The sequence below is a fragment of the Rhodoplanes sp. P11 genome, assembly GCF_964266735.1.
In the GTDB taxonomy this organism is placed as follows: Bacteria; Pseudomonadota; Alphaproteobacteria; order Rhizobiales; family Xanthobacteraceae; genus Rhodoplanes; species Rhodoplanes serenus.
Genome location: NZ_CAXWGY010000018.1, coordinates 22,827 through 37,044, shown reverse-complemented (window position 1 = coordinate 37,044; position 14,218 = coordinate 22,827). Strand labels below are relative to the sequence as shown.

The following is a 14,218-nucleotide window of genomic DNA, read 5'->3' as shown; positions in this document are numbered from 1 at the left end:
GCCTCCCGCTAGATCTGAGGGCAGGGTCGAGAAGAAGGGAATATTAATTTTTGCGTTTCGAGCTTTAGGATAACTGACGATGGAAACGCGCTTCCTCCAGACCTTCATCGTGGTCGCAGAGACCTCCTCGCTGGCCGAGACCGCGCGGAAGCTGAACATCACGCCGTCTGCGGTGATCCAGCGTATCCGCGTGCTGGAAGGCGAGATCGGCCGCAAGCTCATCCATCGCTCGGGGCATTCGATGCGACCCACCGCGGCGGGCGCCGCGATTCTGCCCGAGGCCGTGCGGATGGTGCGCGCCGCCCGCGACATCAGCGCGATCGCCGGAGGCAGCATCGAGGCGGGCGGGCTCACCGTCGGGGCGAGCAACAGCGCCATCATCGGGCTTCTCCCGGACATCCTGGTGGCGCTGAAGCGGAACCGGCCGAAGATCGACGTGCACATCGTGCGCGGCCAGTCGGCCGATCTCTACCCCAAGGTGATCGCCGACCAGATCGACATCGCCATCATGGTCAAGCCGCATTTCAAGATTCCCAAGACGCTGAACTGGGCCTTGCTGCGCGAGGAGCCGCTGGTGGTGGTGGTGCCGGCGCGCATGCGCGCCCGCGACCCGCTCGCCATTCTGGCGACGGAGCCGTTCATCCGCCAGGACCGCAACAATTGGGGCGGGCGGATCGCCGATCGCTACCTCCGCAAGATGAAGATCCGGCCACACGAGCAGTACGAGCTCGATTCGCTGGACGCGATCGGCATGATGGTCGATCGCGGCATCGGAGTGGCGCTCGTTCCCGAATGGCCGGCGCCGCGGCTGGAGGGGCTGGCCATCCGCAAGATCTCGCTGCCGAACGCGCCCAGTCGGCAGTTCGGCCTGCTGTGGCCGCGCACGTCTCCACGCGAATGGCTGATCCGCGCCTTCGTCAACGAAGCCATCAATGCGGTCGTCTCCCAGAAGAGCAGGAAGCCCGACGATGGCGATTCGCGTCGTCGCCGCCCCCGGGATTGATGCGAGCCCCCGACGAGACGGGGCAACATTCAGCATTTCTGAACTTCGAAAGTAGACGAAAGCGCATTCCCTAAAGCCGGGCGATGCCCAATAGTGCGCCGGTGAAGGTTCGGCCGTAAGGCGGCCTCGCCGACCCGCGCGAGGCCCCGGCGCCGACGCGGTACCGTTGAGATTTCGGGTTTTCCTGCGCGGCATCTGGTGCAACCAAGGGCCAGCCGCCGTGCCGCGTGCATCGAGCCGCGAGGTCGGGCGCGTTCCCTCGGAGGATCAGCAAATGCATCGGCATCAAATCCTTCTCTCGACAGCCGTGGCGGTCCTCGCCTGGCTGGCGCCGGCGCAGTCGCAGGCGTGGGAGCCCAAGGGGCAGGTCGAATGCATGGCGCCGTCCGGTCCAGGAAGCGGTCTCGACACCATCTGCCGCATGACCGTGTCGGCTCTGCAAAAGACGGGTCTCTATCGCGAGCCGATCTACGTGACCAACGTGCCGGGCGGCAGCGGCGCCGTCGGCATCGCCAGCGTCATCGCCAAACGAAAGGGCGATCCCAATCTGATCGTGGCGACCGCCAACTCGCTCACCTTCACCATGGCCATGGGCCGCACGCCGCACACCTTCAACGACGTGATCCCGCTCGCCCAGACCGTCGCCGAGATCGGCGGCTTCTTCGTCAGGGACGACTCCAAGTACAAGACCCTCGCCGACATGGTCACCGCCATGAAGGCCAATCCGAAGGGCGTCACCTTCGCCGGCGGCTCCGCCCCGGGCGGGCTCGACCACATCAAGGTCGCCAAGTTCGCCAAGGCCATCGGCGTCGACCCGACCAAGGTGCCTTACGTCCCGTTCCAGGGCGGCGCCGAGGCGGTGTCCGCGGTGCTCGGCGGTCACGTCCAGGTGGCGGCGATCGACACCTCTGAGGCGGCGGGCCAGGTGGAGGCCGGCAAGATGCGGGGCCTCGCCATCATGGCGCAGCAGAGGTCGTCGCGCCTCAAGGACATCCCGACCACCTACGAGCAGGGAGTCGACGTCAGCTACCTGGTCTGGCGCGGCTTCTACATGGCGCCCGGCGCACCCCCCGAAGCCGTCAAATGGTGGTCGGACACGATCAGGAAGATGGTCGAGACGCCCGAATACGCGGCCGCGCTGGAGAAGCTCGGCTGGGAGTCCGTCAATCGCTTCGGAGACGACTTCGTTCAATTCCTGAACGACGATCTCCGGCAGTCGCGCGATCTGCTCAGGGAGCTCGGCTTCGTCAAGTAAGCCATTGCCGCGGCCGTGCCGGCCGCTGGGCGGCTGGTCGTCCGGCACCCGATGCCGTCGCGAGTCGGTCCCTTGCCGAGGGAGGTCCGTCCATGAGCAGTCTCCGCCTGTATGCGACCCGCGCGCGTGTCGAAGGGCTCGTCATTCTCCTCGTCGGCCTCGGCTACTTGTGGGAAGCCCACAGTGTGCCGGAGTTCTATCACGTTCCCGGCGTGCCCGGTCCGACCACGTTTCCGTATCTGCTCGGCGTGATCTTCGCGGTGTGCGGCGTCTGGCTGCTGGTCTCCCCGAAGGATCTGATCGAACGCCTGACGAAGGAGCCGGACGCCGGCACCGCGCTGCCCGCCACCGCCGCCGAGCCACGCCGGGGGCTCGTCGCCCGCGTCGCCTCGGAGTGGCATCTGATCGCCATGTGGACGGTGATCCTCGGCTATCTGTGGACGATGCCGGATCTCGGCTTTCCGCTCGCCACCTTCGCGGTCCTGGTGGTGTTCTTCTATCTGCTCGGCGAGACGCGCTGGCATGTCGTTCTCGGGCTCGCGATCGCGTCGACGGCGATCATCTACGTGACCTTCAAGACCGGACTGAACGTGCGGCTTCCCCTCGGCGTCCTCGACGTCCAGGCCGGACAATAGGAGCCCGCCATGCTGGAACAGCTCCTCGGCGGCTTCGCCATCGCGCTACAGCCGACCAATATCCTCATCGCCTTGTCCGGCTGCCTGATCGGCACCCTCATCGGCGTTCTGCCGGGGCTCGGCCCGGCCGCCACATTGGCGATGCTGATCCCGCTGATCTTCTCGATGTCGCCGGCGACTGCGCTGATCCTTCTGACGTCGGTCTACTACGGCGCCATGTACGGCGGCTCGACCACCTCGATCCTGGTCAACATTCCGGGCGAGTCCGCATCCGTGATCACGACGATCGACGGTCACAAGATGGCCATGCAGGGCCGCGCCGGACCGGCGCTCGCCATCGCGGCCATCGGCTCGTTCATCGCCGGCACTTTCTCGGTCGTGATGCTCAGCCTAGTCGGGAAGCCGATCGCCACCTATTCGCTGCTGTTCGGGCCGGCCGAGTTCTTCGCCCTGATGGTGTTTGGCCTGTGCACCGTGGCGAGCCTGACCGGCACCAATGTGCTCAAGTCGATCATCACCACCTGCTTCGGCCTGATGATCGCGACGGTGGGCATCGACCTCGTCTCGGGGGCGGCCCGCTTCACCTTCGGCAATCCCTTCCTCTCGGATGGGATCGACTTCGTGGTCATCGCGATCGGCATGTTCGCACTCACCGAGGTGGTGGTCACCGCCCGCGAGGTGCGCTCGGGCGTCCGTGCCGAGATCATCGAGCCCAAGGGCATCTGGGTGACGTGGTCGGAGTTCGTCTATTCGCTGCCGTCGATCGGCCGCGGCACCGTGTTCGGCTTCCTGGTCGGCATGCTGCCCGGCGCGGGAGCGACGCTGTCGACCTTCATCGCCTACAACATCGAGAAACGCCTGTGCAGGAACCCGGAGCGGCTCGGCACCGGCGACATTCGCGGTGTCGCCTGCCCGGAGTCCGCGAACAACGCGGCGAGCGGTGCCTCGCTGGTGCCGCTGCTGACGCTGGGGCTGCCCGGTGGCGGCGCGACGGCCGTGATGCTCGGCGCCCTGATGATGCTCGATATCGCGCCGGGACCTCTGATGTTCGAGAAGCACGGGGCCATGCTGTGGACGCTGATCGCGTCCATGTATGTCGGCAACGTGCTGCTGCTGGTCCTCAACTGGCCGCTGGTCAACGTGTTCGCCCGAGTGATGCGGGTGCCCGCGAAGTACCTGATGCCGATCGTCCTGGTCGTTTCGACGATCGGCGTGTGGGGGCTCAACTATTCCGATGTCGACCTGGTGATCACGGGTGCGGCCGGCGTGCTCGGCTACTACATGCGGCAGCACAAGTATCCGATCGAGCCGCTCGTCCTCGGCCTGATCCTCGGCGGCAAGATGGAGCAGGCATACCGTCAGGCACTGATCATCTCCGACGGCTCGAACTGGATCTTTTTCGAGAAGCCGATCGCGCTCGTGCTGCTCATCTGCGCGGTCGCCTTCCTGTTCCTGCCGGTCATTCTGAAGAAATCGAAGCAGTTCGCCGCCGCGAGAGCAACAGCGGAGGCGTCGTGATCAGGCCGGTGTTCGATCGTCCGGAGCTGGTGGGCGAAGCGGCAGAGGTCCTTGCGTGATCGCATTCTCGACGGCGAACCGGCGTCCACTTCGCCGGAGAATGCTAAGGGGCCAGGCGGCGAGGCAACGGCGGGTCTCGTTCGTGCGGAAGGAGAAAGTGATGAGAATCTATGTTCTGCCAGGAGATGGCATCGGGCCGGAGATCGCCGAGGCGGCGGTCATGGTGCTCCAGGCGGCCAATCGGGGATTTGATCTCGGGCTTTCGTTCGATTTCGACGATATCGGGTTTGCCAGTCTCGAGAGGTACGGCACGACATTGCGCGACGAGACCATCGAGAAGTCGAAGAGCTACGACGCGATCCTTCTCGGGCCGATCTCGCACCTGGACTACCCGCCCCGCGACAAGGGCGGGCCGAATCCATCCGCCCAGTTCCGCGTCAAGCTCGATCTCTATGCCAATGTCCGCCCGGCTCGGTCCCGGCCGTTCCTCAACTCCGTGGCCAAGTCGATGGATCTGGTCATCATGCGGGAGGCGACGGAGGGCTTCTATCCGGACCGCAACATGTACAAGGGGATCGGCGAGTTCATGCCGACGCCCGACGTCGCTTTGTCGGTCCGCAAGTTGACGGCACGTGGCTGCGAGCGGATCGCGCGCGCCGCATTCGTGCTGGCGATGAAGCGCCGCAAGAAGGTGACGGCGATCCACAAGGTCAACAACTTCATCATCTCCGACGGGCTGTTTCTCGACCAGGTGCGCAGCGTCGCGGCCGAGTTCCCGGAGGTCGAGCTGAACGAGGTCATCATCGACGCGATGGCGGCGCACCTCGTCCGTGACTCCAGCCGCTACGACGTCATCGTGGCCACGAATTTCCACGCGGACATTCTTTCGGATCTGGCGAGCGAGCTCTCCGGAGGGCTCGGCCTCGCGGGATCGATCAATGCCAACGCGGAGACGGGGAAGATCTGCGCGCAGGCGCAGCACGGGTCGGCGCCGGATATTCAGGGCCTGAACATCGCCAATCCGACGTCCCTCATCTTGTCGGCCGCCATGATGCTGAGCTGGCTCGGCGAGCAGCGGAAGCTGCCGGTCTTCGAGGCGGCCGGCGCGGCGATGCAGGAGGCTGTCGACATCGTCCTGGCGGACCCGGCGACCCGGACCCGGGACCTCGGCGGCACGCTGAACACCGACGAGTTCGGTCGGGCGGTGGCCGAGGCCGTCTGCATGAGGCGAGCATCGGCGGCGTGAGGGGCTCTCACGTCGGCGACGATGGAATGCGGCGGAGCCGGCAGGTGGCCACACTGCACCGGCATCACCGACGGACTGCGGGCGGCGACGAACGCTCGACAAGGCGCCGATCGGACGGCGCCGCCCGCAGCCCGATCTTCGCGAACCATGGTTCTGGATATCAGCAGTCCGAGCGACCTGAATGACCAAGCGAATTGCCCTCGTCCATGCCCTCAAGGTTGCGATGCAGCCGATCGAGGACGCCTTTCGCACGCTCTGGCCCGCGGCCGACTGCGTCAACATCCTCGACGACTCGCTGGCGCCCGATCTCGCCGCGGCGGGTCGGCTGACGCCCGAGCTGTTTCGCCGTTTCTGCGCTTTGACGGCCTATGCCGAGGCGATCGGCGCCGACGGTCTGCTGTTCACCTGCTCGGCCTTCGGAGATGCGATTTCTCTGGCGGCACGAACGTCCGGAATTCCCGTCGTGAAGCCGAATGAAGGGATGTTCGACGCGGCCCTCGATCAGGGCACGCGGGTGGCGATGATCGTCACGAATCCGTCGGCAGTCGCGTCGATGGAGAACGAGTTCTACGAGCTGGCTCGGGCCAGACAGTCGGTGGCGACGCTCACGACGGTCTGTGTGCCGAGCGCTCTCGTCGCGATCAACAACGGCGATGCGGCACTCCACAACACGCTCGTGGCGGAGGCCGCGGAGCAGCTGGCCGGATACGACGCATTGCTGCTGGCGCATTTCTCCACCTCCTACGCCGAGGCCGCCGTTCGGGAGAAGACCAGGACGCCGGTCTTCACCAGCCCGGCGAGTGCCGTCCGGAAGGTGCGGGCGCTCGTCGAGCGTGGCGGCGGGTGAGCGGTCGAGACGCCGCCGACATAACTCTGAAGGACTCCAGAATGGTCCGACTGGGCTGCATCGCCGACGATCTGACCGGAGCGACCGACCTCGCGCTCATGCTGGCCCGCGAGGGCATGAATGTCGTTCAGACGGCGGGCGTTCCCGATCGGGAGCTGGACATCTCCGAGGCCGACGCCGTCGTGGTGGCGTTGAAGTCGCGCACGATCCCTGCGGCCGCCGCGGTGGCGCAGGCGGTCCGCGCTGCCGAGGCACTGACCGGGGCGGGTGCCCGTCATCTCTTCTTCAAGTACTGCTCGACGTTCGATTCCACCGACGACGGCAACATCGGTCCGGTGATCGAGGCGTTGCTCGATGTCACCGGCAGCGACTTCACCCTGGCCTGTCCCGCCTTTCCGGCGAACGGGCGCACCGTCTATCGCGGCCACCTGTTCGTCGGTGACGTGCTGCTGAGCGACTCCAGCATGAAGGACCATCCGCTGACGCCGATGCGCGACTCCAATCTGGTTCGCGTGCTCGGGCGGCAGACGCGGATGTCGGTCGGTCTCGTGGGCTACGAGGCGGTGGCAGCCGGGCCCGAGGCGCTGAAGGCCGCCTTTGCGGATGCGCGCGCCGCCGGCCATCGTATCGTCGTCGTCGATGCCATCACCGACGCACACCTCCGCGCCATCGGTGCCGCCGCCCACGATCTCGCCGTCATCACCGGCGGGTCGGGGGTCGCCATGGGTCTGCCGGGGGCCTTCGGCCTCGCGCCGCACGAGCGCACCGGGCAGCGGATGGCGGCGCCGACGGGCCGCTGTGCCATCCTGGCCGGGTCGTGCTCGGCCGCCACCCGTGGCCAGGTCGCTGCCGCGCTCGCCGCCGGCTTTCCGGCCTTTAAGATCGATCCGCTGGTGCTGAGCGCCGGCCGGCTCTCCGCCGCGGACATCCTCGACTGGATCGCGCGCCAGTCCGACGCGCGGCCGTTGCTGGTCTACTCCAGTGCCGATCCCGACGACCTGCGGCGGGTTCAGGAGAAGCTCGGTCCGGCGGCGGCCGGCGAGCTCGTCGAGCAGTGTCTCGCCGACGTCGCGCGCGCCCTTCCGGGCCGCGGCTTCACGCGCCTGATCGTCGCCGGCGGCGAGACGTCCGGCGCCGTCGTCGCCGCGCTCGGGGTCGGGGCGTTGCGCATCGGGCCCGAGATCGCACCCGGCGTGCCGTGGACGCGATCACTGTCCGGTGCCGATCTCGCCCTCGCTCTCAAGTCGGGCAACTTCGGCAGCCCCGACCTCTTCGTCAAAGCCTGGGACCTGCTCCAGTAGCGCTGCCGTGGGGCGGGCCGATCTCGCGCGGCCCGGCGGCCGTCGTCGAGCGGCGCGATCGCTCGCCGGCACGCGGGGCGCCCTCCGGCGATGCCGAGCGTCACGTCTCGGTCGGCTCGGAATCGTCGGCCGGATCGCTGGAGACCACCGGCAGCGTGAAGCGGAACACGGTTCCGCCGTCGGGGATCGAGTCCGCCCAGATGCGCCCCCGGTGCGCCTCGATGATGTCACGGCAGACCGACAGGCCGATTCCCATGCCGTGGGTCTTGGTCGAGGCGAACGGCATGAACAGGCGCGCGGCGATCTCCGGAGCCAGCCCGCAGCCGGTGTCGGCGATGCTCGTCTCGACCTGTCCGTCGCCGACCACGACGGTGACGTCGATCTCGCGGCGTGCGCTCGTCTCCATCGCCTCGATGGCGTTGCGGATCAGGTTGAAGACGACCTGCTGGATCTGCACCTTGTTGACGAGGATGCTGGCGGTGTCGTCGACATTGCAGCGGAATGTCACGTCCTTGTGCTTGGCCGCCGTCATCGCCAGCCGCGCCGCCTCCCGCATGACCTTGCCGGCGCTCTCGACCCGCCGCTCGCCCTCGCCCTTCTGCACGAAGCTGCGGAGCTGCTTGATGATCTCGCCGGCCCGCAACGCCTGGTCGGAGATCGCCTTGAGCAGATTGCGCATCTGCTCCCGGCGCGCGTCGTCGAACGGGTCGGCCTTCATGAGGCGCTCGCACCCGCCCACATAGACGGCGAGCGCGGTGAGCGGCTGGTTGAGCTCGTGGGCGAGTGCCGCCGCCATCTGCCCCATCTCGGACAGGCGGGAGACGTGCCACAGCTCGCTCTGCAACGTCGCCACCGCACGCTCGTGAGCGGTCAGCTCGGCGGCGGCGGCATCGAAGGCGTGCAGCGCCCGATCGATCTCCGGCACCCGGGTCTCCCCGAACCGGACCCGCTCGCCGCGCTCCAGCAGCCCGGCGCCGGTTTCGAGCGCCTGGATCGGGACGGTGATGCGCCGGGCGATCCAGGCGGCCAGCAGCCCGCTCGCGACGCTCACCATGACGCTGGCCAGGCCGGCGACCGCCAGCGTCCGCCAGACCCGCGCCTCCAGAAGTGCCCTCTCGGAGGCCACCCCGACCGCCCAGCCGGTGAGCGGCGACACCGTGTTGGCGGTCAGCACCGGGCGCCCCTCGAGGGTCTCGGTCTCGATCAGCCCGTCCCGATGCATGGCGGCGCGCCAGCCCGCCGCGGCGGGTTGGCCGACCAGGCGGTCGTGGTCGCGCGAGCGGGCGACGAGGTTGCCCCGGCTGTCGATCACGGCGACCAGCCAGCCTTCCGGCATCCGGCCGTCGTTGAGCAGGGCGCGGAAGGATGCCGCCGGCACCCCGACGAGCAGATAATAGGCCGGCTCGCCGCCGCGAAAGACCGGCACGCCGATGCCGGTCACCGGCGCCTTGGCGACCGGGCCGAAGACGACATCGGCGATCTTGACCGTCTTGGACGCGAAGGCGCGACGGCCGTCCTCCGCCACGGCGGGAGCCAACCGGGGCAGAGGCTCGCCGGCGGGAATCAACGTGTTCACGAGCTGCTGGCCGGTCGTGTCGGCGAGCGTCAGCCAGCCGCCGGGCACCACCGTCATGGCCCGCTCGGCCTCGGCCCTGAAGGCGGCGAGATCGCCGGTCTGGAGCGACGGCGAGATCGCCAGCGCCTGCCCGACCGCGATGTAGTGCCGGAACTGCGCGTCGACCGCGCTGACGATCGAGCGCGACGCATAGGTGATGGCCTGCCGGCTCGTCTCGCGCTCGCGGTGGGCGAGCTGCCAGATGATCGCGAAGGAGAGCAGCAGCATCGGCGCCGTGCAGGCGACCACGAGGAGGAACAGGCGATGCCGGATCGTCAGCCCGCCGCCTCCGCGATCCGGGCCGACGGCGCCTGTGGCGGGCCGACAATGCGGCTCGGCCGCGGTGGCCGCACTGGCGTTCGCTCCCGCGTCCATGAGGTCTCCATGCCGTCCTCCCGAGAGACCTGATATATCAGCCCTGACCGTCTGGCCAGTTCTCGGCTACATCCCGGGGCCCCCGGCACACCGAGAGGCGGCGCTGATCGGCCGGGTCACCGGGCCGTCAGGCCGTGGCTGCGGAAGATCGCGACGGCGGCGTCGATGTCGGCGCGGGTCGGGGTCGGCGTGTCGCCGAGCGGATAGGGGCGGCCGAGCGCGGCCCATTTCTGCACCCCGAGCCGATGATAGGGCAGCACGTCGACCTGATGGACCAGCGGGCCGAGATCGGCGAGGAAGCCGGCGAGCCGGGCGATGTCGGCGTCGTCGTCGGTGAGGCCCGGCACCAGCACGTAGCGAATCCACATCGGGACGCCGAGGCGCACCATGCGGCGGGCGAAGTCGAGGGTCGGCTGGAGATCGCAGCCGGTGATTCGCCGGTAGGCGGCAGGGTCGGCGTGCTTGATGTCGAGCATCACCAGATCGACCGGGTCGAACCAGTCGTCGGCGACGTTGCGGCCGAGGAACCCGGTGGTGTCGAGCGCGGTGTGCAGCCGCAGCTCGTCGTGCAGCCGGGCGAGCAGCGCGCCGACGAACTCCGGCTGCGTCATCGGTTCGCCACCCGACACGGTGACGCCGCCGGCGAGGCGCAGGAAGCCGCGATAGGGCGCCACCTCGGCGATCGCCTCGTCGAGATCGATGCGGCGGCCCGCCTTCAGCTTCCAGGTGTCCGGGTTGTGGCAGTACTGGCAGCGCAGCGGGCAGCCCGCCATGAAGAACACGAAGCGCATGCCCGGCCCGTCGCCGGCCGCGCCGGTCTCGACCGAATGCAGGAAGCCGACGGGATCGGAAGGGGCGATTCCTGGTGCGACGCTCGGCCTGGCCGCCGGGCCCGCGGTCCCCGGGAGCGAGGGGCGGATCACGATGCCCTCCCGCCGGTGCCGACCACCGGGCCGCGCCGGGCGCCGCCGGCGGGTTCGCGTTCGCCGAGGCATCGGCGGTAGATCGTCCAGTACACCAGGCCGACCAGTCCGGCGCCGCCCACGATGTTGCCGAGCGTCGCCGCGATCAGATTGTGGGCGATGCCCGGGAGCGTGATCAGCGAGGCGTCGAAGCCCGCCGGCACCTGGCCGGTGGCGACCAGCACCCAGGCGAGCGGCAGGATGTACATGTTGGCGACGCAGTGCTCGAAGCCGGCGGCGACGAAGCAGGCGACCGGCAGCACCATGCCGGCCATCTTGTCGGTGACCGAGCGGCCCGCATGAGCGAGCCACACGCCGAGACAGACCAGCACGTTGCAGAGCACGCCCTTGACGAAGATGGTGGCGGCGTCCGGCGCGATCTTGCCGGCCGCCAGCGTCAGCACGGCGGCGCCGACGCGGCCGTCGCCGAGATCCGGATGGTGCGCCAGGACCACCAGGGCGACGAGCCCGAGTGCGCCGACCAGGTTGCCGATCCACACGACGGCCCAGTTCCGCAGCACCTCGGCGCCGCGGATCTGCCGGCTCATCCACGCCATGACGACGAGGCAGTTGCCGGTGAACAGCTCGGCGCCGGCGATCGTCACCAGGACGAGGCCGAGCGAGAAAACCACGCCGCCGAGCACGCGCTGGGCCGCGAAGCCGAGCGTCGGATCGGCCAGCACGATGCAGAAGAACAGCGCGCCGAGGCCGATGAAGCCGCCGGCCACCACCGCGAGCAGGGCGCTGGCGGGCAGCGGCAGGCGGACCTTCTTGATGCCGAGGACCTCGATCTTCTCCTGGATCGCGGCCGGCGCCAGAGCGCCCGCGCCGAGCGCGCCGAGAGCATCGGCGCGTCCTCCGCTGTCGTCCGTCCCCATGGTCCGCTCCTCCCGACCGCCCGTCCGCCGCCGTCACATGCCGGCGTGGAACGTCCGGTTGACGACGTCGAGCTGCTGCTCGCGCGTCAGCTTGACGAAGTTCACCGCATAGCCGGAGACCCGGATGGTGAGCTGCGGATAGACCTCCGGGCGCTCCATGGCGTCGAGCAGGGTCTCGCGGTCGAGCACGTTGACGTTGACGTGGTGGCCCATGGCGCCCGCGAAGGCGTCGAGGCAGGCGGCGAGGTTCTTCTGCCGCTCCTCCGGCACGCGGCCGAGCGCCGTCGGGGTCGCCGAGGCGGTCCACGAGATGCCGTCGAGCGCGCAGGCATACGGGATCTTCGACACCGAGGCGCCGGCCGCCACGAAGCCCTTGCGGTCGCGGCCGTTCATCGGGTTGGCGCCGGGCGCGAACGGCTCGCCGGCGCGGCGGCCGTCGGGCGTGTTGCCGGTCTTCTTGCCGTAGACCACGTTGGACGTGATGGTCAGCACCGACTGGGTCGGCATCGCGTCGCGATAGAAGCAGGGCTGCGCCTTGATCTTCTCGATGAAGGTCTCGGTCAGCCACACCGCGATGGCGTCGACGCGATCGTCGTTGTTGCCGTAGGCCGGATAGTCGCCCTCGATCACGTAGTCGACGGCCAGCCCGGCGGCGTTGCGCACCACCTTCACGGTGGCGTGCTTGATGGCCGACAGGCTGTCGGCGGCGACCGACAGGCCGGCGATGCCGCACGCCATGGTGCGCAGCACGTCGCGGTCGTGCAGCGCCATCTCGATGCGCTCGTAGGCGTACTTGTCGTGCATGTAGTGGATGACGTTGAGCGCCTTGACGTAGGTCTTGGCGAGCCAGCTCAGCATCGGGTCGAGCTTGGCCACGACGGTGTCGTAGTCGAGCACGTCGCCTTCGATCGGCGTGAAGCCTTCCGCCACCAGGAGGCCCGACTTCTCGTCGACGCCGCCGTTGATGGCGTAGAGCAGCGCCTTGGCCAGGTTGGCGCGGGCGCCGAAGAACTGCATCTGCTTGCCGATGCGCATCGGCGACACGCAGCAGGCGATGCCGTAGTCGTCGCCCCAGTGCGGCCGCATGACGTCGTCGTTCTCGTACTGGATCGACGAGGTCTCGATCGACACCTTGGCGCAGTAGTCCTTGAAGCCCTCGGGAAGCTGCGTCGACCACAGCACCGTCAGGTTCGGCTCCGGCGCCGGGCCGAGATTGAAGAGGGTCTGGAGGAAGCGGAAGCTGGTCTTGGTGACCAGCGGACGGCCGTCCTCGCCGATGCCGCCGATCGACTCGGTCACCCAGGTCGGATCGCCGGAGAACAGCGAATCGTACTCGGGCGTGCGCAGGAAGCGGACGATGCGCAGCTTCATGACGAGATCGTCGATCAGCTCCTGGGCCTGCGCCTCGGTGATGAGCCCGCGCGAAAGATCGCGGTCGAGATAGATGTCGAGGAAGGTGGAGACGCGGCCGAGCGACATCGCGGCGCCATTCTGCTCCTTCACGGCGGCGAGATAGCCCAGATAGGTCCACTGCACCGCCTCGCGGCCGCTGGCGGCCGGGCGGGTCACGTCGCAGCCGTAGCTCACCGCCATCTCGGCCAGCTCGTCGAGGGCGCGGATCTGCTCGTTGAGCTCCTCGCGCAGCCGGATCGTCGCCTCGTCGAACACCGCGTCGTCGATCTCGTGCAGCTCGCGCCGCTTGTCGGCCTTCAGCCGATCGGTGCCGTAGAGGGCGACGCGACGGTAGTCGCCGATGATGCGGCCGCGCCCGTAGGCGTCCGGCAGGCCGGTGACGATGCCGGACTTGCGCGCCGCCATGATCTCCGGCGAGTAGCCGTCGAAGACACCCTGGTTGTGGCTCTTGCGGTACTTGGTCCAGATCTCCTGCACCACGGGATCGACCGTGTAGCCGTAGGCTTCGAGGCCGGTCTCGACCATGCGCAGGCCGCCGTTCGGCATGATGGCGCGCTTGAGCGGCGCGTCGGTCTGGAGGCCGACGATCAGCTCGGCGTCACGCTCGATGTAGCCCGGCGCATGCGCCGTGATGGCGGCCGGGCGATCGACCGAGACGTCGAGAACGCCCTTGCGGCGCTCCTCGGCGAGCAGGTCGCAGAGCTTCGCCCAGAGGCCGAGGGTGCGGGTCGTCGGGCCGGCCAGGAAGCGCGCGTCGCCGAGATACGGGTTGTAGTTCGCCTGGATGAAGCCGCGCACGTCGATGCGGCTCTGCCACGGTGCGGCGGCGAAGCCGGTCCAGGGCTCTCCGGCGGTGGCGTTCTCGGTGACGGCGTTCATGACGACCTCGTTCTGATCAGGTTCGGCCGTGTGGCGAGACCTGGACGGTCGCGCCTCACGGGCTGTCGGCCGGGATCGACGTCGTGTCGAACCATGCGGAGACCGCGACGAGACTGCGTCATGACGGGGCGACGCGAGGGCCGCGGCGGCCCGGACAGCGAGCGTGATATATCACCACATACTTCGCCCGGCAGGCGGCGCCGCGAATGCCAGATGCCCGCTGGGCGGGGACCTTTCCGAATGTTCGCGTCCGGCGCGCCCCGACGACATGGGATGACGCGACCCGGCAGG

11 protein-coding genes are annotated in these 14,218 nt (G+C 68.5%); 7 read left to right on the top strand and 4 right to left on the bottom strand.

Annotated elements, in window-relative coordinates; all coding sequences use genetic code 11:
* The first annotated feature begins 79 nt into the window (after positions 1-79).
* The 7 genes from ACFQUV_RS16960 (at position 80) to otnK (ending at position 7,805) form a co-directional block, all read left to right on the top strand.
* The gene (locus ACFQUV_RS16960) at positions 80-1,003 is read left to right on the top strand and encodes a LysR family transcriptional regulator (RefSeq protein ID WP_129608885.1); all 924 of its coding nucleotides are present in this window, start codon (positions 80-82) and stop codon (positions 1,001-1,003) included.
* A gap of 274 nt (positions 1,004-1,277) precedes the next feature.
* Complete coding sequence (locus ACFQUV_RS16955) at positions 1,278-2,258, top strand: tripartite tricarboxylate transporter substrate binding protein (RefSeq protein ID WP_129608884.1); 981 nt, start codon at positions 1,278-1,280, stop codon at positions 2,256-2,258.
* Positions 2,259-2,350: 92 nt separating this feature from the next.
* A complete protein-coding gene (locus tag ACFQUV_RS16950) occupies positions 2,351-2,893 on the top strand; it encodes a tripartite tricarboxylate transporter TctB family protein (RefSeq protein ID WP_378395325.1) in 543 nt (180 codons plus the stop codon).
* A gap of 9 nt (positions 2,894-2,902) precedes the next feature.
* Positions 2,903-4,411 carry a tripartite tricarboxylate transporter permease gene (locus ACFQUV_RS16945; RefSeq protein WP_129608882.1) on the top strand — a complete coding sequence of 503 codons (1,509 nt, stop codon included), beginning with the start codon at positions 2,903-2,905 and terminating at the stop codon, positions 4,409-4,411.
* A 160-nt stretch (positions 4,412-4,571) separates the two neighbouring features.
* Positions 4,572-5,657, top strand: coding sequence for an isocitrate/isopropylmalate dehydrogenase family protein (locus tag ACFQUV_RS16940; protein ID WP_129608967.1), 1,086 nt, complete (start codon positions 4,572-4,574; stop codon positions 5,655-5,657).
* A gap of 181 nt (positions 5,658-5,838) precedes the next feature.
* Entirely contained in the window at positions 5,839-6,504 is a 666-nt protein-coding gene (locus tag ACFQUV_RS16935) for an arylsulfatase (RefSeq protein ID WP_129608881.1), read from the top strand.
* Positions 6,505-6,545: 41 nt separating this feature from the next.
* Positions 6,546-7,805 carry a 3-oxo-tetronate kinase gene (gene otnK / locus ACFQUV_RS16930; protein WP_129608880.1) on the top strand — a complete coding sequence of 420 codons (1,260 nt, stop codon included), beginning with the start codon at positions 6,546-6,548 and terminating at the stop codon, positions 7,803-7,805.
* A gap of 100 nt (positions 7,806-7,905) precedes the next feature.
* On the opposite strand, the gene ACFQUV_RS16925 is transcribed toward otnK, so the two are convergent.
* The 4 genes from ACFQUV_RS16925 to pflB form a co-directional block, all read right to left on the bottom strand.
* Entirely contained in the window at positions 7,906-9,795 is a 1,890-nt protein-coding gene (locus ACFQUV_RS16925; protein ID WP_129608879.1) for a sensor histidine kinase, read from the bottom strand.
* A gap of 116 nt (positions 9,796-9,911) precedes the next feature.
* Positions 9,912-10,718 carry a pyruvate formate-lyase-activating protein gene (gene pflA, locus ACFQUV_RS16920; protein ID WP_280176753.1) on the bottom strand — a complete coding sequence of 269 codons (807 nt, stop codon included), beginning with the start codon at positions 10,716-10,718 and terminating at the stop codon, positions 9,912-9,914.
* A complete protein-coding gene (locus ACFQUV_RS16915; protein ID WP_129608877.1) occupies positions 10,715-11,635 on the bottom strand; it encodes a formate/nitrite transporter family protein in 921 nt (306 codons plus the stop codon). Before ACFQUV_RS16915 ends, pflA begins: the two co-directional genes overlap by 4 nt.
* 33 nt (positions 11,636-11,668) lie before the next feature.
* Positions 11,669-13,927 carry a formate C-acetyltransferase gene (pflB, locus tag ACFQUV_RS16910; protein ID WP_129608876.1) on the bottom strand — a complete coding sequence of 753 codons (2,259 nt, stop codon included), beginning with the start codon at positions 13,925-13,927 and terminating at the stop codon, positions 11,669-11,671.
* Positions 13,928-14,218 lie beyond the last annotated feature (291 nt).